Origin of the sequence: Brevibacillus sp. DP1.3A, from assembly GCF_013284245.2 — a bacterium.
Lineage (GTDB): Bacteria > Bacillota > Bacilli > Brevibacillales > Brevibacillaceae > Brevibacillus.
This window is the reverse complement of record NZ_CP085876.1, coordinates 3,276,661-3,295,406: the sequence shown is the minus strand read 5'-3', so window position 1 is coordinate 3,295,406 and position 18,746 is coordinate 3,276,661. Positions and strand designations below refer to the sequence as shown.

Here is an 18,746-nt window from a genome sequence, read left to right as displayed (position 1 = left end):
ACTCTTCAAAGCAAGATCAAGATCACATATTGTTCGTGTTTAGGAGAGATGTTTACGATAACAAAAAGTATTACCCCCGAGAATTTTTTAACAAAGTGAGATAAGGGCTCAATATTTACGAACGATTTCAAAATATTTTTCTATATAGTTCGGAATAAATCCCGAACGCGTTTCTCAACAGTCATTCACATATGTACCTATACTTATAAGCCGACTCTCCTCCGTGAAGCAGTCGGCTTTTTACTATCAAATGATCAATTGTTCACTACTCTAGCACTTGAGCGGGCGTAATCTTGTATGTGTGAATGATGATGTCGAACCAATCAGCGAGAGCACCTTCCATAAACATAGTACCCAACAATAAACCGCGGATTTTACTTTATTTTCAAACGAATGGTAACATTTGTCATGATTAAACCGTCATATTGTCAGACTAACCTCATCAACGTACTAGAAAGGAATTCCTATCATGAAATTTTCTACCCTGTTAAAAACCTTGCTCGCACTGTTCCTCACCTTCGTCTCTACCTCGCCAATCAAGGCCGAAGAGCAGGAAGACCCATTAAATCCACCGCAATTACCAGTGGTGTATCAAAACCTGCAAATCCCGTCTCATTTGACAGAGCCATTCTTTCTTTTCACGAAGCAACCACTTTATAAGCACGATTCACCTCCAAAGACTTACACCATGTCATTGGTTTCACCGTCTGGAAAAGTAATAAAAAGCAATTACCTCGCTTATAAAAGTGAAGTGTACCCGCTCCGAAATGGGTACGGTTATTTTTATAATGGCAGCTTTTTTAAGCATAGGGAATATTTGGTCTACGATAAGCAGGGCAAAGTTTCACCGATGGGTACCTGTTGCGATGTTGCTTTCAAGCAGATACATGGGGAATGGTTTACGGGCACGGATTATCCGGGAAACCTGCCGTATCTGTACAATGCCAAAACAGGGAAAATTACCAAGAAGTTTCCGGACGCGGATCATCCATTCTACTTAGCCGAACCGACTACGAAAACGTTTGATCCGTATTACTTGCCCTATGGTGAAATGGTAAAAGACGCAAAAGGGGACGAATACTACAAGATGGGCATGAGAAATATTCATGGAAAAATACTCAGCAAGCCATTTTTTGATGAATATTTCGGGTATGGTGAAGGCTGGCATCGTGTGAAAATAAATGGTCAGACGCATTTTATAAGCAATGAAGGCAAAATTATGCTGAAACCTTCCCGTAACTATAAAGTCGAATCGAATATGCACAGTGGAGCATTCGTTGTCTCAGGCAAGCTGGGGAACGAAGAATTTTATGTGCTGATGAATAAAAAGGGACTCATTGTTTCCAAAAAGTATGCGTTTATCCGCCCAACATCTGATGGTCACTTTCTGGCTGTGACGAAAACCAACAAGCAATATACCTTTACCAAAATTAATGCGGCAGATAAAGTCGTCACACCGCAACAATATGTGCTAAATAAGCCAGAACAAATAAAAGAGCTCAAGCAGACGGGACAGTTGTTCCATACCGATACCCAGATCATTGCGAACACGGCTAACAATCAAAGCTTCAATTTTCCACATCAATTGCTGATCACTCCTACGAATGAGACAGTCGCCATCGAGTACACCATCTCAGGGACTAAAAAGATCGGCGTGTATACGCATGACGGCAAACTGATCTATGAGGAGATTATCAAATAAGTAGGTACCAGTGAGCCTGGCTTCTCTAAAATACTCAATCTAACGAATAAAAGCACGACAATGCCCTGTTAAACAAGGGGTATGGTCGTGCTTTTCCTATCAAAGTTCCCTTGGTCTCCCAAGTGATAACGCAATTATTCCAATCCCGCAGGCTTTTCCCTTCCATCCAATGGATACCAGCGAAGCACATCACGCGGAGGGCTTGCCAACCCTTCCTCCAACAAGACACACTTCCAAATTTCTTCACCCGGACCATCGGTTGTATCTCCGTCATTAATAACAGGACCATTCTCGTATACATAGTTCGATATATTACGCAGGAAACTCGCGACCTCATTCGGATCGTAGGCATCCCCATTAAATACCGCCTCATGATCGATCACATCCAACTGCTGCATGCCGACGGTATCCATCAAGAGCCATCCTTCTGGAAGATTGAACAACCGGACATTGGACCACAGCTCCAATGGAAGGAGCTGTATTTGCTCATAGCGTAGACTCAGCTCTTGCATCAGCTCGCCAGACGCGAGGCACTCCCCATTCGGATTAAAAAAGCAAAGAGCTTCTGGCATTTTCAACAGCGACTCAGCAATGGCAGTGACAGTCGTCAACTCCGGGAGCGCTTCATAATCCTCAGGCAGTACAGGAGCCTGATCGTTTGACTCTCCCAACACGAAAGAAGAGCGAATACGGATAAACGCTCCGTGCTCGGATGCGGCTTGCCGCCCTTCGGGATATCCCCACGACTGCTGAGCTGCCCGCTCCAGGCTATTCGAGAATGTAAACGGTCCGAAAAAGCCCATCGACCAAGCGCCGAACAGCATCGTATCTTCTGCCGGGTCTCCCATACTATCCGGCCAAGGCTTATCCACGACATCGACCTGAATATATCCGTTTACTTCTGGACGGTATGGAATAAGCAAGCTAGGGCCGCTGAACACCCATTGATCGAACGTTTCCATGATGTTGGCAATTTCGAATTGATCCTTGAGCATATCTGCTATTTTGTGAATCGGAACCGCCGTTGACAGCAGGACGGCAACTCCTTGAGAATACATACCTTTTGGCATCTCGTCATCTTCTTTCCATTGTTTTTTATGAGTCATGGCGTACTTTACGTAACTGTAAATCCGATCTCTTGAAGCTCCTTCATCGCCATTTCCAGATCAACTTCCGGATTGAGCTCCATCATCATTTCTTTGGTAATGGAAGTATTTTCAAACGCGTAACCAACTACATCAAGCGGGACATTCACCTCGTAGTAGTCCTCTGCCCACTCAACATAGTCTTCTGAACTGTTATATATCATTCCAAGCAAAAAATCTGATCCATCATCTAGCCCTTGCGGATTATGTATGTCTCCCGTTTTCCACACGTGATCAGTAGATTCTCGCCATAAGCAAAATGTAACGTCCTCCCTGGTCAACGCTTCGTCATCCAGTCGATGAAGCAAAGCGGGAGGGACTTGCTCATAGATGCCAGGCCAAACCTCGTATTCTTCCCTGGCATGAGGACTCATTTCCGATTCATGATCAAACCCTTTTACAATAACGCCCTCGGGGGTGAACAGGATGTAAAGATCGTCGCCTGCTCCGTTGTTAATGCTCGCGAATGCTGTGTTTTCATCCCATTGTGGCTCGAACTGATATCTGCGTAGCCATTCCTCTTGACACAATACGATATCCAGAGCGCTCAGGATATGCAGACGCTGTTTTAATGCTTCAGGTTGTAGGAAAGTCTTTGGCCACCTTTTCATTTGCATCCACCTTTACGATTTAAATATCTGGTTCATCGCAGCAAATTGCTGCCCCAAACAAATCAAATGATTCTCCCCCTAATCCCAATCCAAAAAACCTTCCACGGACAACTTTTCCTCCCCGCATTCAGGACAAGTCGGCGAATACCCGTGATCCAGCTCCTTGTCAATCGGTATAGATGGCATTTTCTCTGAACATCGTGGACAATCATAGCTTTGTATATACGAATCAGTGTCCGACTGCAAGTGCAAATAGTGGGCATTTAGCAGGTATTTGCATTTTTCGCAAGCATATAGACCATGGAAGCAGTTATACTTTGTATGATCGTCCTTCATAAATTCTCGGATTCGCTCCTTGCCAGCTTGATCTTCGAACCATTCTTCGATTTCGTTCAAATAACTATATCTGAACCCAACGCCCACGTATACAATTAGCTTGTATGAGCAACATTCACAATGCAACTTATATGCTACTCCCATGATTTCCCCTCCCCAAATGAGGAACTTCTCTTCACGATGTGAGTAGTAAATCTAGCAGACTAAAGCCAATATTGACCAACACAACCACTACTACGCCGCGAACACTAACGCCACCAAGCTTTCTTGTATCTTCTAAATCAAGCATGGCATTTTTACTGTGAGCTTTTTTTATTTTACGAACAGCCGAAACATAGTATAAAAAATTGCAAATCAGTCCAAACAGCACGCGTTGAAATAATGCAAAGAGTAGGTACACTTCATTAAAAGTAGCATCATCGAGTGCCATGGCACCCAAGGCAAAACCCACAAAGAGGTTCACCAAATAAATAACGGTCGCCCATCCATACATCTTCCGATAGGCAAACCATGCTACGCCAAAAAGTGCTGCTCCCCAATTCCATGAGAGTCCTTTTGTCCGCCAAGCCTCCAAATAGTATTTATGATGGTGGACATAGGCGGACAAGAAATTCAAGGTAAGATGTGTCTCCAAGCTTTCTCCCCCAAAACTATTTATCTGTAACTAGTATCTATTTTTCTATTAGTTCCTTACCCTTTTTCGAGCTTTGCTGGGCGCGTACCTTCTCGTTCTTACTTTTTCAAGTAGTCGAATCCCCAAGCCCTAACCCTCTCTAATTATACCAAAAGTAACCAAGCCATTCGATATCGAACCATTCGTATTAGAGGTCAGCCAGTTTTACTAGTTGACCTCTTTTCATTAAGGAGTCGCACCATTTATATCTCGCATCACTGGTAATGTTATGGAACTACAAGCAGTAATTAGAGGTTACCGGCAAAATCTTTGGAGAGGAAGAGATGTATGAATCCAGTCATCAATCTGCTATCGTTCAATTTTTGGAATACCAACGATATTCTGTGTTGCGAATGTCATTCTCGATTATTTCGATACTGCTCTTTATCAAATCGATCGTCTTCATCTGTTGCTCCCTCAAAGGTTCAGAAATCACTCCCAGCCTTGCTTCCATTTTGGAGATCTTCTCTTTTTTCTTCTCAATCCGTTCTAAGCGTCTCTCTTGAGAACTCATTTTTCTATCCCCCTTTCAGAATATACTTCTATACTCTGTTCCCATTAAACAATATCAAGATTTGATTCTTTCCTGTTCGTTTCATTACCCGATAACCTGTACTCGATGCCGTCGCCATTCCTTCGTCGTTCGGCTTGCAATATCCCCCCGCCCGGCACGTTCCATCGTCGCGAAGAAGCAGTTTTCCGATAAGACCGATAGCCACCCAGTTGGGCAGTTCTTTCCGTGTTTTACACTTCCGGTTCGGATCCCAATACGGATTGATTTTGGGTCTCTGCTCTGTTCGTTCGGGTATGATGATATTACCTTCCTGATCGGTTACTGCCGGAATCACAACCTCGTGGTATTGGATCCGACTCCATTCATCGAGTACGAACTTGCTGCACCCCGGATCTTCCACATCCGCCAAAATTGCCGGATTGGAGCTGGTCACTCCTAGAATATAATCGTCGTTGGAAGTGGCTTTCCGGATTGTCTCACTTTCTTCTTCAAAGCTTACAAAATAACCTACATCAATCGGCTGGCCATCCGCCGTCTCAAACATCTCGGCAAAATCGCAAGCGCCTACGTTGAATGCCGAAGCCGTAACGGTCGAGTCGAAACACGCACTGCCGTTATTTAATATTTTGGCTACGACTCCTGCAGGGTCACACGGAGCTGCTCCATTAACGAGGTACCAGGAAAATGGCAAATCTCCCGCTGCAGGGTTGGGAGCACCGTTTACCCCCATCACATGCACTCCCCCAAGTGTGCCAGCGCATGTGCCCAAACCTTCTGTATGGGAGAAGTTTCCATCCGCAAGGGTGTTAACACCCTCCGCATGGGACGCAAATGCACTGGCCAGTGTATGAAAACCCTCCGTATGCGACACCTCTCCACTTGCCACTGTACCAGAACCCTCCGCGTGGGACGCAACTCCAGTGGCATCTGTCCCATCACCCTCTGCATGGGAAAAATTCCCGATGGCATCTGCGAAATTCCCCTCCGCATGGGACGCAAATCCAATGGCATTTGAATGAAAACCCTCCGCATGCGACAAATTTCCACTGGCCACTGTGCCAGAACCCTCTGCATGGGACGCAACTCCAGTGGCATCTGTCCCATCACCCTCTGCATGAGAAAAACTGCCGATGGCATCTGCAAAATTCCCCTCTGCATGGGCCGAAAATCCTGTGGCATTTGTAAAATTACCCTCCGCATGGGACGCAAATCCAGTGGCATTTGTAGAAACACCCTCCGCATGCGATGCAATTCCACTGGCATTTGTATGAAAACCCTCCGTATGGGAAAAATTTCCGCTCGCCACTGTACCAGAACCCTCAGCATGGGACGCATTTCCAATAGCATCTGTCCCATCACCTTCCGCATGAGAAAAAAAACCTATGGCATCTGCGAAATTCCCCTCTGCATGCGACGCAAATCCGCTAGCATTTGTAGAAACACCCTCGGCATGCGACGCAAATCCACTCGCCTCAGTAGTCACGCCCTCCGCATGGGATGCTATTCCACTGGCCTCTGTCACAGAGCCCTCTGCATGGGATGCAAATCCACTCGCCTCTGTACCAGAACCCTCCGCATGGGATCCTAATCCAATGGCCTCTGTATTAGAACCCTCTGCGTGAGAAAAATTTCCGCTCGCCACTGTAAAAAGCCCCTCGGCATGGGATGCAAATCCACTAGCAATTGCCCGAGCACCCTCCGAATGGGATGCATCTCCGCTGGCTTCTGTCTCACGACCCTCCGCATGGGAAAAATCCCCTAACGCCTGTGGGCCTGGCCTCGATAAGATACTTAAAGTTCCTCCTTCGGCATGAGACGCAAACCCACTTGCGATTGTTCCAACCCCTTCTGCATGAGCACTTTGACCACTTGCTAGGTTAGGAGCAGGATTACCCAATTGATCTACACCACCGCCCTCTACGTGGGAAGCGCTTCCACTAGCGGTGTTTCCTTCACCTTCTGCATGTGAAGCGCGTCCACTCGCCGCGGTGGATATCCCTTCCGCATGGGCAGCCAGTTGAGTTGCTGTTGTTAGGAGCCCCTCTGTATGAGAAATCAGTCCGCTTGCGATCGTCCCTTTCCCTTCCGCATGCGACTCATCTCCACTTGCTGTCGTGTTGAATCCTTCCGCATGAGCCGCTAGTCCGCTTGCCGTTCCTCCGATCCCTTCTGCATGAGCTGCGAAATTGCTTGCCGTAGTTTTGAATCCTTCCGCATGCGATCCTTTACCGCTGGCTGTGGTGTTGACTCCCTCGGCGTGGGAGCCTTCACCACTCGCGACTGTGCTTATTCCTTCCGCTTCGGAACACAGCCCGCTTGCGATTTCGTTGCAACCATTTGGCATACGATACCCTCCCCTCTACTAAACAGTTATGGTATCGTATGCCATGAGAAGAAGGGTGGACTGGTCGGCTTAACGATGGATAAGGGTGGAATTTTTCCGTAAGACGAACGAAACAACCCCTCCCGCTAACTCGATGCTGATACCATTGAGTCGAAGTGTTTGCATCGTCCGCGGTGGCGTCGTGATGAAGTTAAATACGCACGCCAAATCTCACTTTCTTCGTTGGACATTCTCCTAATCATCGTAGGAAAGTCGATAGCTCCTCTAGTCTTCCAAAATTGGAGACAACCGCATAACTCTAAGCTGGTCCTGGGACATTACACAAAATGGACGCAACAGATTGTTCGTTTAACTGATATATTTCTCGTCCATCTACGATTATTTTGGCTTCACCCATAAAGTCTCCATTGTCGGGAATGCCGAAATAGAAATAAAGCAAGACTTCTTTTTCGTTCCCAAGTATGCATTCGAGTCATCAATGCCAACGACTTCTGCAATCCGGTGTTCCTGGACAAGATGGTTCTCAGATACAAACTTTTTCAAAATATCCTCTTCTATCGGCCCTGCATGCATTTGCACAAAATGAGGAGCCTTTGAAGTCGTTAGCAGATGATTCAAAGAGCCGGTCAATGCAAACAACCTTAATGACTGACGGTAGGTCAAATTTAATGAAAGAGCTACTCCAGATAATGTCAATTACAGCCGACGAGTGAAACGCTCTTTTTTTCCTTGACCTTCACATTAGCGTGAACGTTTAGACTACATGCAGAAAGATAACTCATTCACTCAAGGAGGAACAAAAATGAACAACTATACAGGGAAAAAAGCAGTCGTAACTGGAGGTACACATGGTATGGGCTTGGCAGTGGCAAAAGCATTGCTGGCAGGCGGCGCCGAGGTTATCGTCTCTGGTCGCAATCTGAAAAATGCAGAAGAAGCAAAGCGTGAGCTGGGCGAACGGGCACATGTTGTGGTGTCTGATGTATCGAGCATGAAGGATGTGCAAGCATTCGGAGATTATGTTGAAAAGCATTTTGGCAAGATCGATTTTCTCCATGTGAATGCAGGTACTTCCATTCTGGAACCGTTTTTGGAAGTTACTGAGGAGACCTACGATCGGATTTTTGAGATAAATACGAAAGGGGCATTTTTCACCGTTCAGCGATTGGCGCCGCTCATTCATGAAGGAGGTTCGATCGTATTTACATCTTCCGTAGCAGATGAAGGCGGATACCCCGGCATGAGCGTATACAGTGCATCCAAAGCGGCATTGCGTTCCTTGGCCTCCGTGTTTGCGGTCGAGCTGCTAGACAAGGGTGTTCGCGTCAATGTCGTAAGTCCCGGTTTCATTGATACGCCTTCCATGGGAGTTGCCGGTTTCACGGATGCAGAACGCGCTACTTTCCAAGAGCTTGGCGATAAGGTTACACCAATGAAACGTCATGGTTCATCAGAAGAAGTGGCGAAAGCGGTGCTTTTCCTCGCCTTTGAGGCTACCTTTACGACTGGTGCGCGGCTAACTGTGGATGGTGGTATCGGTCAGAACTTGCATTCCTTGTAAAAAGACGGCCCCGGAGCAACTGATCGCTTCGGGGCCGTGACTATGAACTAGCTCGTAACCTTTTTACCACGTGTCATTGATATTTGCCTCTCTAGCGTTTTCTTCCACTCCTGAAGTGCCTCAATCTGTTCGTTTGCTCTGCTGAGCTTTTGTTCGTAAGTCGCCAGCATTTCCTCGCAATATTCGTAATCGTCGGGAGATGCAACTTCCCCTCTGAACAAGGTTCTGATTTCATCCGCCGTTAACCCCAGCTTCAAGTACAGTTGAATCATCTTGACGCGCTTGACTGCCGATTCATTGAAATGGCGGTAATCATTTTCCAGTCGTTCTGCCTGTAGCAAGCCCTTTTCTTCATAATGGCGGATCGACCGGGTACTGACATTGGTTAATTGGGATAATTCGCTTATTTTCACGCAGCAAAGGACCTCCCTGTATGAGAATGCTATCCCAATTATATGCCAGAATGTCAGGGTATCCATATCGTTTTTGATTACGAATCCATGATTGTATTTTCGTTGATTTTTGACCTGCTTTTGACGAAAAGCAATGTCGCCCCCATCAGCATCACAATTAATGCGACTACGGCAAAAGGCAGATACTTATTCAGCTGGTAAAGACTTGTGCTGAGAATCGGTGCGATTACAGCGGAAATTCCTTGGACCGATGCCACAAGTCCCGCAACGCCTCCTTGCTGTTCACGCGCAACGGCAAGGGAAGCCCCTGCCATAAACCCTGGCATCATGAGCCCAGCTCCAACACCAAACAAGAAAAATGCCACGTAATAGACGATCACATTGATGAAGAAAAGAAAGAGAGACAAACTGATTATTAAAAGCACCGCCCCAAAAAGAATGAGCGATCTTGGTTGCCATTTTGGATTTTTCATTTGCAGTCCTTGTGTGACAATCATCGCTACGCCAGAAATCATAAGTCCTACTGATAACATTCTGGCGGTTTCCTTTGTTGTCAAAGACAGCTGATCCTGAAAATAAAATCCTCCAACGACTTGTAATGTGATAATGCTGAGCATGGTTGCCAAACCGGCAAACAAATATAAGGGGAGACCTTTTTGAAAAGGATTCACCTTGGGAGGTTTTTCGTGAATAATGGGTTTTTGAGCCGGAATCAAGAAGCACACGATGCCTAATGCGACTAGCGGCAACAGTGCACCAATGTATAACGGCCAAATCAGACCGATCAGCGCAAAGGCTGCAGCAATCGCTGGACCCAGAACGAGACCCATCCCATTGGCTGCACCGATTAAGGCCATTCCTGCCGCTCTACCATTTTCGCTCGTTACATCCGCTATATACGCCTGCGCGGCAGATGGAACTGCCGGGATAAACATACCGATCAATCCGCGTGCCACAATAAGCAATACAATAAGAAGCCCACCGCTTATTCCCTGCGATAATCCTGCATACATGGTCGCTGTGAACAAGACATAACTCACAAACATACCGAGGAAACCAATGACAATGACGGCTTTCCTTCCTTTCAGATCGCTTAACCGCCCCCAGACAGGTGCCATCACAGCCATTGCAATAGAACCGAGTGAAATAATGATGCCAGAGTGAATTTCACTGAGTCCTAATTCACGGATAAGCGGCGGCATTACGGGGGCAATAATCATCAACCCCACCATCGCGACAAATACACTCAAAAATATACTGAAACGGATTCGAAACATCGCACATCCTTCTCCTTCCAAGCGCACGCTTTTTATAAAAATCGTAAAAGAAATGCGTGAACGCTACTACCTAAGAACGGAGAGTTTATGCCCCGAAACGGATTTTGTTTGTCGCTCCCGCTGGATCAATAAGGTAATTGAATAATAAACCGAGTGCCTTGATGGGAGAGGATTATATGTGAACTCCAGAATTTTTTACATGATACATAATATTTGATCGTTCTATAGAATCAATATCAATGGGAGGTAGTAAAATACTATCACCTAGAAGGGTTAACGAAGGTGTCTTTGCGTTAGCTGAATTGGTAGCATTTACATTAAGCGTACTTCCCCCGACATAAGGTCCATCAACTATTTCATCCATTAATTGGCTAGCTGTAAGGATAACTTTATCAGAAGTGACATTTCCTGTTGATTCAATATTTACATTTCCAGTTGATATAGAAATAGACTCACTTACATCTAAAATTTCATCCATTAATTCACCATCTGTTATGAGAACCTCGCTAAGTTGAGACCCCTTTTTGTCAAAATTTCCTGTATCATTTATCGAAATATTAACGCTACTTCGTATACCATTAGCTGCATCTACTATCTCATCAACTAATTCGCCACCAATAATTTCAAGTTTATTTCCAGAAACCTTAGCTGATGAGGTCATGGTAAGATCCATAACTGTATGGGTAAAATCATCCTCAATATCCACCGTTTCATCAATAAGTTCCCCTTCGATAATTTTTAATTCTTCACAATCTATATTACTAGTATTGTTCAGATTTATTTTTATTGTAGAAGCATTAGAAATTTCACTATCGATTACCTCGTCAACTAGTTCACCTTCTTCAATAAACAACTGTTTTCCATAAAAATTTGAAGAATCATTAAAATCTATTAGAATATTTGAAGTATAATATCCCTCACCATCTAAGGTTTCATCAATTAACTCACCTTCATAAACAGATAATATGGGACTAGTAACATTTGAAGTCCTTAACAAATTCACATTTATAGTTGAAGTGTAAATATTCTCCATATCAAGTAGTTCATCAATAAGTTCACCATCTTTTACTTCTACCTTAGTCAGTGCATTAACGTTTCCAGTATCAACAAATTTCACTTCAATTGCACTAGAGTTAATGTCTTCAGAGTCAATTAATTCATCGATTAATTCACCATCAATAATGGTAATTGATTTTGATGATACGTTACTAGATTTTTCAATATTGAGATTTATTTTACTATTCGAAATCACTCTTCCATCGATAATTTCATTAATGAATTGCCCTTTATATATTCTAACTATTCCCATATCTGTACCTGATTTTGATTTGATGTTAGCGCTATTCGAAATATTCACATTAATCTCTTCAGAGTTAATAGTTGTGGAACCTGAATCAGAAAGTACGTTTATAACACTTTCAATCAAACTTCCACCCCCAATATGTAATGTAGAGTCATTATTAGCTAAAGTAACATTTGCTGAATTATTGATATTTACGTTTACACTACTTTTAGAAGCAATCGTCCCAATTATTAAATCTTTAATAAAAGCTGGCTCTATAGAAGATGTATCTTCAATAATATTATCATTTTCATCGTAGTTTTTTTCTCCTACAATAAGAGTATTTAAAAGTTCTACATTGGCGCTATTATCAATATTTATAGTAACTGAGGCGCCTTCCCCTATATTTCTAATTAAACTAGGGATAAGTGAACTTGAGTCTGTATCAAAATGAAAATTATCAAATGTTGAATTTTTATAGTTTGAAATAGAAATTACTACGTTTGAATTCGGTTCTATATCAATTGGTGATGGTGAATGAAATGGCGTTTTTTCACCACCATCTTTTTGTATATAAATGCCCTCATACCTATTACTCATTGAACTAAGTCTAAGGGAGGGGGAAGAGATAGGTAGTTCTTTATCATAGGTTATGTTTCCAGATCCAGTTTCTTTAAGAATTAAGTCCCCAACTCTTTCTACATTTATATCACCGGATCCATCATCAATAATGACTTTTTGTTTCACATTATTAACATCTATATTACCAGCATCATTTGTAATCTCAACATTACCATGGACTCTGTTAACAAGAACATCGCCGGATCTATCTACTATTTTTATGGAACTATTAATATTTCTTAAGTCAATACTACCAGAGCCATCCTCTATATCTACTATTTGATTTGAGCTTGGAGCATCCAAGAGGTTACTATTATTGACTTTTATATTCCCTGATTTGTCTTTTATTGATAAATTACTTGTATTTTCAATATAAATGTCTTCTTCATTATCAGTAATAGATATTTCTCCAGAAAGATCATATAATTCCAGGATGCTTTTTTTATCAATAATTTCGATATGTAAGCTAGGCGGCAAAGTAACTAATAAATCTATTATTTCTTTTTTATCAACTTTTCGATTTATTGATAAATATGCGATATCCTTATCCTGAGTTAAGTTAAAGTCTATATTATCAAGATTATTTATAGTTGTTAAATTAGCATCTATAGAGCTAGCATTAGGAGTGCCTCGAATCGTAAGTTTGTTGATTGAAGAATGAATAACCAATTTTGTAATATTGTTTTGAGCTATAGGCAATTGTTTGGCATAGGTAAGATCTGGAGTTATAAAGATAGATGTGAAAAATATGATAATAAGAAGAAAAAATGAGAATTTTTTCATAAAACCCCTCCTGGTAACATTTGGTTTTTATGTAATTATATAATTAAATGTATAAGATGAAAGCTCATAAAATTGTTAATTTTCCAAATTTAGGCGTTATATCTATTCCCCCCTCGTATTGTCATGTTCATTTCTCCTTTCAAATTTTGCTACTTCCAAGTGAGCGACATCAGCACGAAGTTCTGAAAAAAAGATAGCCTTCACCTAACTTGCTTTTGCAAGGTGTAGGGCTATCTTTTATATGTTTTGAGCCCCGCATTCACTCTTGCCATATCGACTACTTTTCCATCCATCATCACCGCTGGCAATGCTTCAATCCCATATGCCTTCGTTTTCTCTTCAAATTCGCCTTCGACGCTCTGTTCCAGCTTGTTATGTATGACGACCTCGCATTTGGAACAGCATAACGCTTTATGGTCAACCCATCCATATTTTCCTCCTCAATCGTTATGATAAAGGCTGTAGTTACGTACAGAGTCAATCAGAAAAAAGGATTGTCTGTTTGACAACCCTTGTCGGAAGCCGAAACCTCTATTTCGTTCTTGGTTCCAAGAACGAAATAGAGGTTGAATAAAGCGCTGCCTGTTTTCTGACACCCATTGTGCAAAGGTTACGGTAAAAGCAATTTGTTCCAAAGATGTATTTTCTATCAGTCCCAAGCTGTATTGTGTAATCGCTTTCTTCAATTTGAATAAAAAAAGAGACAATCCAGTGCAGTTTCGCTTCTGGACAGTCTCATAGATTTTGTGTTGTTGTGTACTACCATTTTTTCTTAGGAGGACAAGGTGGCGGAAATGTCGGTTTTGGTGGTGGTGTTGTTGGAATCGGAACTTGTTGATCTTGCAAAACCTTCAGACCAATGCGCAGGACGATTTTTTCACGGACGGTCGAGAATGTTTTGGTTGTGTCTTTGCAACGCTTACTTTCCAAACCGATGTCTAATTCGGTGAATTCCGCGAATAACAGCTCACAAAACGGTCTCTCGTTGTAAACTTTTCGGTTGCCGAACAAACCTACGTTAATCTTTGCCGCATGACCCGATTTATTCAAATATTCGCCGTGTGACTCGAAATCTGGGGCCAGTTGCAAAGTCGGTCCTGTAGCCGGAAAGGTCAGATCCGTACAGAAATCGAATGGTATCAGCGCCGTTGTATGTCGTACATCACCGCATACAGCAGTTCCCGTTACTTGATCGACTGTGGTGTACTCGATATGTTTCCGAATAAAACCACTGACAAACAACTTTGCAGACAACGGGCTGAATGTGGGAACTAGCTCACATTGCTCTAGAATGACACTCTTTAATACCCGAATGATCTCCAGTGCAGGCCTCTCCAAATGGACATTAGCCTCCACACATACGACAGCAGCCGTTTCTGCCAACGTTACAGGTACTTTAATCGTTCTAGGAAAAGTGGTTTCGGTTGAAGCCATTCCGAACATACGTGCGTTTTCTACCGTGCAGCTATTTTTCGTAACTTGAGTTTGGCCACATTTACAGCCATCGCCATGTATACCCATTTTTACTCTCTCCTTTATCAGCCACCTAACTCTCTTTACATTATATGGACTAGATTCAATAACGACTTGGCTGATGCCAAGCGTTATCTGCCCTTTTTTCTAGAAAAGACTGTTTACCTTTTTCGTTATGTATGGAGGCGGAACGGGAACCAGCTGCTTCCGATACCACCATACACGACCGCTAATGGTTGCTAAGCCGCTGAACTCCTTCCATCCTGATTGCGAATGAGTAAGTGGATCTGCCGTGATGTTGATTTGCCAGTCCCCTGTCTCTACCCATCTATTCATCGGACAAGCTGGTGCTGTGAGGAGAATTGCGTTTGTTCCTACATTTGCTATCGGTAAGGATGGTCGTAATACTGTCGAGTTAAATGGAATACGAATCGTTTCATGCTCTAATTTTTCCGAATGGACAATGACTCCCAAACCCTTGATTTCCAACTCACCTGACAGCCAAACAATTTTTTTGCTATCATCGTGGCGAACGTGCTGAACATCGATCTTACTTTGGTATTCCACCTCTTTCCAATCAAGCTTCCAAGGCACACATAAGGAATGGACCCACTCTACTTCCCAAATTTCTTCTAGGAAAGCAACTTGCATGAACGATTGACCCGTACGTTCCACGTAGACTACTTTTGCTTGAATCAGTTCTTCTTGAGCACTGTTGTTTTCTTGCGTAATATCCTTGGCATCCATGGAGGTGGGAGCAACGGACTGCGGAGAGAGTTGTTCGGTAGCTGTCTGATTCACCGGAGCCTGAGGTGCCTGGTTTCGTTTCCGCTTTGGTTTCTTGGAGCGATACACTTTCTGCTTATCCACGGCAGCTTCCTGAAGTTGCTTCTGTTCCTTCGGTGCGACAAAGAGGAGCGGAAGTGATGCTCTCGACTTTTGCAAAGCGCCGCGCTGGTTAAGAATTGGTCTTCTATTCTTAGGATTTTTTTTGTCGTTCGGCATGTCCTCACTCCATTCCATTTAAATACTCCTCCCTTTATCCATACGTGATCGCCCGTCTGGTTGTATAGACACTTGCCCTTTCGCTTAACAATTCGTCTTCCCATGACAAAAAAGAACAACCCTCTCCCGAAAAAACCGCGAAAGCCGTTGTCCTTTACTTTTTTAACACTCCAACTCTTATAATCTTGACCTCAGGATGAATCGTTACCTTTGCTTTGGAAAATACCCTGCCCCAGTCATCCTCCACTTTCTTCCATTCGGCATAGGCATAGGCACGAGCATATTTGCCCAACCCAATCGGATCGACTTGTTTTTTCTGGAGCTTGGCAATGACGCCTTCCATATTTTGTTTCATCACCACAGCTATCGCCTTCTCCATTGCGATTTTGTCCTAAACACCCTGATGTTACCAGCATGATCGAGAGAAGAATCGAAACAACCTTTTATCAGGTTAATAGCATGCAAAAGTGGGGAGGACAGATGGGTTTGGTGGCTGCTTATCTTTTTCCGGTCTGTTTCTGGCTTTATGCAATGACGATCGGAAGGCTTCAAATGAGGATGGACCGATGAACAGAAGGTAAAACAAGTAAAAGACGGCAAATACGACCTCAATCCTCTCCACAAATGGGAATTCAATCGTTTCAAACAAGTCAAGTGTTGGCCAAATATACGTACTCACCTGATACGGGTTAAATTCAACAAACAACAAAAAGACATCCGCCTTTGTAACGGATGTCTTACTCACTACGATTCTTCATGGCTGAGCTTTTCTTTTATCAGGTAACAGCATTTCACTTGTCCTTCCGTCATACACGACGTACGCTCTACATGCGCGTCTACTAGCGACTCAAACAAGGAAAGCTCGCATTGACATGCTTGGCGATAGCGAATGGCTACTTGTAGGAGAGGACAATTTGCTTCTTCAAGCGTATACAAACCATCTCTGATTTTTTCCAAGTGAGGCATGTATCCTTCTTCATTTTGTATGCTCGCCAACGTTTTCACCCGCTGATCAAAACCTTGCCCTCTCATTGCCTCCCGATAGTTTTGTAACATCCGTGCCATCCGCTTCTCAAATAATTGATCAACGAAAGCTTCCCCGTATAAATCCTGAATGCCCGCCACCAGCTCTGTAGCCAAATCGCTGTAGTGACGCGGAAATAACTGTTCAGCAGTATTCGTTAGATGATACGCATAGGCTGGTCTGCCTGTTCGTTGACGAACGATTCGAGATTCGATATACCGTTCCCTATGCAAGACATCTAAATGCTTACGCACCGCGACTTTGGTTATGCCGAGATACTTTGACAGTTCCTGGACATCGAGCGAACGACGCTTCTTAAGCAACACCAAAATTTCTCGACGTTTTTCCTGTTCTTGAAAATAGACCGCGTGTCTGTTCATTGATGGACCTGCCTTAGAGGATTGCTTCGTTATACAAACGGTTGACTTCCTCCCAGTTGACCACATTCCACCACGACGAGACAAAATCAGGGCGTTTATTTTGGTACTGCAAGTAATACGCATGCTCCCACACATCTACGACCAATATGGGCGTTTTCTTCTCCATAAAAGGAGTATCCTGATTGGACGTGCTCGTCACTTCCAGCTTGTCTCCATTGACTACAAGCCATCCCCATCCTGATCCGAAACGACTGACAGCTGCTTTTGTCAATTCATCCTTCATTTCCTCAAAACTTCCGAAATACTTGTCGATTCCTTTCGCAATATCCCCAGTTGGTTTCCCGCCGCCAGTCGGACTCATGATCGACCAATACAAGCTGTGTCCATAATGCCCGCCCCCATGATTTCGAACTGCCATGCGAATGTCTTCCGGGATATCCTCTAAGTTACTGATTAGTTCTTCGACCGAAGCATTCCTGAACTGCGAGTCGTTTTCTAGGGCCTTGTTTAAGTTGGCCACATACGTTGCATGATGCTTTCCGTGATGAATTTTCATCGTTCTCGCATCCAGGTAAGGTTCCAGCTCATCATAGCGATATGGCAGTTCCGGTAACGTAAAGGCTTCCATTTCCTATCTCCTCCAATCTTGATTGACGGTTACAAGCCTAGTTTACAAGATGAAAAATATTTTGTACACACCCAAATTTGTTTCTCTAACGCAAAATTAAATCACGTAGGAAGCTTGCATTGCAAACAACACTGCTATGTTGTAAAATATCCACAACTTATTTTTCCTAAAGGAAAAAATTTTGCTTCAAGTCAAATCTTTGGTGCAGGAAGGAATATGATTCCATGAACGTCGCATTGGCAAAGGAACCACCATATCCTGTTTTTCAGCCCCTGGTGCATTTGACTACAGGACAATTTTTCGGGTACGAAGCACTTCTTCGCTCCTCTACACATTACTCACCAGAATTTCTTTTTCGAGAGGCTCGTGCAGAAGGACACTTGTATGAATTGGATACGTTGTCGATGAAAAAAGCTATTGAATCATACTTTACAAGTGTGCCTTTTCACGATCATGTTCCGCTCTTGTTCATCAATGTGTTTCCTTCTACGTTGTTGAACCCTGCTTTCCTATCGTTTATTACCGAGGGCTTGTTTGGATCGTGGAACAGTCGAATTGTCTTGGAAATCAACGAGGCCAATGAAGAAGACAAGATGTGGGAGATAAGATTGTTGGGGCAAAAAATACGTGAGTTGCGTCAGCATGGATTCCTGATCGCATTAGATGATGTCGGCTCGGGTGCCGCGTCATTAAAAAAGATCGTGGAGTATGAACCAGATATCGTTAAGCTCGACAGGTACTTCGGTAAGCAATTGTCCTCCCTGCCGAATAAGCAAAAGCTCGTCTCACTTTTCGTCCAATACTGCCAGGATCAAACGCAGCTTGTACTGGAAGGAATCGAGGAGCCGGAGGACTTATCTGTCGCTTTGGCACTTGGGGTACCTGTTGGTCAAGGATTTTTGCTGGGGCACCCAGAACCACTTCAAGCAACACAAAAAAGACGATGAAAACTTTCTCATCGTCTCTCGTGTCTG

At 43.5% G+C, this 18,746-nt stretch carries 18 protein-coding genes; 3 read left to right on the top strand and 15 right to left on the bottom strand.

All coding sequences use genetic code 11. From position 1 onward, the window contains the following. Window positions 1-469: 469 nt before the first annotated feature. Complete coding sequence (locus tag HP399_RS15440; protein ID WP_173619355.1) at window positions 470-1,702, top strand: hypothetical protein; 1,233 nt, start codon at window positions 470-472, stop codon at window positions 1,700-1,702. Window positions 1,703-1,836: 134 nt separating this feature from the next. On the opposite strand, the gene HP399_RS15435 is transcribed toward HP399_RS15440, so the two are convergent. The 6 genes from HP399_RS15435 to HP399_RS15410 all read right to left on the bottom strand — a co-directional run bounded on the left by HP399_RS15435 (window position 1,837) and on the right by HP399_RS15410 (window position 7,868). Next, window positions 1,837-2,772, bottom strand: a complete 936-nt coding sequence (locus HP399_RS15435; protein WP_173619356.1) for a DUF4261 domain-containing protein — start codon at window positions 2,770-2,772, stop codon at window positions 1,837-1,839. 44 nt (window positions 2,773-2,816) lie between these two features. Further along, window positions 2,817-3,458, bottom strand: coding sequence for a hypothetical protein (locus HP399_RS15430; RefSeq protein ID WP_173619357.1), 642 nt, complete (start codon window positions 3,456-3,458; stop codon window positions 2,817-2,819). Window positions 3,459-3,969: 511 nt separating this feature from the next. Further along, window positions 3,970-4,428, bottom strand: coding sequence for a DUF2628 domain-containing protein (locus HP399_RS15425; protein ID WP_173619358.1), 459 nt, complete (start codon window positions 4,426-4,428; stop codon window positions 3,970-3,972). Window positions 4,429-4,783: 355 nt separating this feature from the next. Then, on the bottom strand, window positions 4,784-4,981 hold the full coding sequence (locus HP399_RS15420; RefSeq protein WP_173619359.1) for a hypothetical protein: 198 nt from the start codon (window positions 4,979-4,981) through the stop codon (window positions 4,784-4,786). A 28-nt stretch (window positions 4,982-5,009) separates the two neighbouring features. Continuing rightward, window positions 5,010-7,325, bottom strand: coding sequence for a peptidase G2 autoproteolytic cleavage domain-containing protein (locus HP399_RS15415; protein WP_173619360.1), 2,316 nt, complete (start codon window positions 7,323-7,325; stop codon window positions 5,010-5,012). A 378-nt stretch (window positions 7,326-7,703) separates the two neighbouring features. Next, entirely contained in the window at window positions 7,704-7,868 is a 165-nt protein-coding gene (locus tag HP399_RS15410; RefSeq protein WP_173619361.1) for a hypothetical protein, read from the bottom strand. A 259-nt stretch (window positions 7,869-8,127) separates the two neighbouring features. On the opposite strand from HP399_RS15410, the gene HP399_RS15405 reads away from it, so the two are divergent. Then, complete coding sequence (locus HP399_RS15405) at window positions 8,128-8,886, top strand: SDR family oxidoreductase (protein ID WP_173619362.1); 759 nt, start codon at window positions 8,128-8,130, stop codon at window positions 8,884-8,886. A gap of 47 nt (window positions 8,887-8,933) precedes the next feature. Here the strand turns inward: HP399_RS15405 and HP399_RS15400 are convergent, their stop codons facing one another. The 9 genes from HP399_RS15400 to HP399_RS15360 form a co-directional block, all read right to left on the bottom strand. Beyond that, window positions 8,934-9,299 carry a MerR family transcriptional regulator gene (locus HP399_RS15400; protein ID WP_173619363.1) on the bottom strand — a complete coding sequence of 122 codons (366 nt, stop codon included), beginning with the start codon at window positions 9,297-9,299 and terminating at the stop codon, window positions 8,934-8,936. Window positions 9,300-9,376: 77 nt separating this feature from the next. Beyond that, window positions 9,377-10,576 (bottom strand): MFS transporter, encoded by a 1,200-nt coding sequence (locus HP399_RS15395; RefSeq protein WP_173619364.1) that lies wholly within the window; start codon window positions 10,574-10,576, stop codon window positions 9,377-9,379. A 172-nt stretch (window positions 10,577-10,748) separates the two neighbouring features. Continuing rightward, window positions 10,749-13,262 carry a hypothetical protein gene (locus HP399_RS15390; RefSeq protein ID WP_173619365.1) on the bottom strand — a complete coding sequence of 838 codons (2,514 nt, stop codon included), beginning with the start codon at window positions 13,260-13,262 and terminating at the stop codon, window positions 10,749-10,751. A 759-nt stretch (window positions 13,263-14,021) separates the two neighbouring features. Beyond that, complete coding sequence (locus HP399_RS15385) at window positions 14,022-14,783, bottom strand: CsxC family protein (RefSeq protein ID WP_173619366.1); 762 nt, start codon at window positions 14,781-14,783, stop codon at window positions 14,022-14,024. 99 nt (window positions 14,784-14,882) lie between these two features. Next, window positions 14,883-15,758 carry a hypothetical protein gene (locus HP399_RS15380; RefSeq protein WP_173619367.1) on the bottom strand — a complete coding sequence of 292 codons (876 nt, stop codon included), beginning with the start codon at window positions 15,756-15,758 and terminating at the stop codon, window positions 14,883-14,885. Between the two features lie 136 nt (window positions 15,759-15,894). Beyond that, window positions 15,895-16,119, bottom strand: coding sequence for a Ger(x)C family spore germination C-terminal domain-containing protein (locus HP399_RS15375; protein WP_173619368.1), 225 nt, complete (start codon window positions 16,117-16,119; stop codon window positions 15,895-15,897). A gap of 72 nt (window positions 16,120-16,191) precedes the next feature. After that, on the bottom strand, window positions 16,192-16,485 hold the full coding sequence (locus HP399_RS15370) for a GerAB/ArcD/ProY family transporter (protein ID WP_173619369.1): 294 nt from the start codon (window positions 16,483-16,485) through the stop codon (window positions 16,192-16,194). Beyond that, window positions 16,485-17,144 (bottom strand): helix-turn-helix transcriptional regulator, encoded by a 660-nt coding sequence (locus HP399_RS15365; RefSeq protein ID WP_173619370.1) that lies wholly within the window; start codon window positions 17,142-17,144, stop codon window positions 16,485-16,487. The genes HP399_RS15370 and HP399_RS15365 overlap by 1 nt, the downstream gene beginning before the upstream one ends. A 13-nt stretch (window positions 17,145-17,157) precedes the next feature. Further along, on the bottom strand, window positions 17,158-17,772 hold the full coding sequence (locus HP399_RS15360) for a superoxide dismutase (RefSeq protein ID WP_173619371.1): 615 nt from the start codon (window positions 17,770-17,772) through the stop codon (window positions 17,158-17,160). 224 nt (window positions 17,773-17,996) lie between these two features. On the opposite strand from HP399_RS15360, the gene HP399_RS15355 reads away from it, so the two are divergent. Then, on the top strand, window positions 17,997-18,719 hold the full coding sequence (locus HP399_RS15355; RefSeq protein WP_173619372.1) for an EAL domain-containing protein: 723 nt from the start codon (window positions 17,997-17,999) through the stop codon (window positions 18,717-18,719). The last annotated feature ends 27 nt before the right edge of the window (window positions 18,720-18,746 follow it).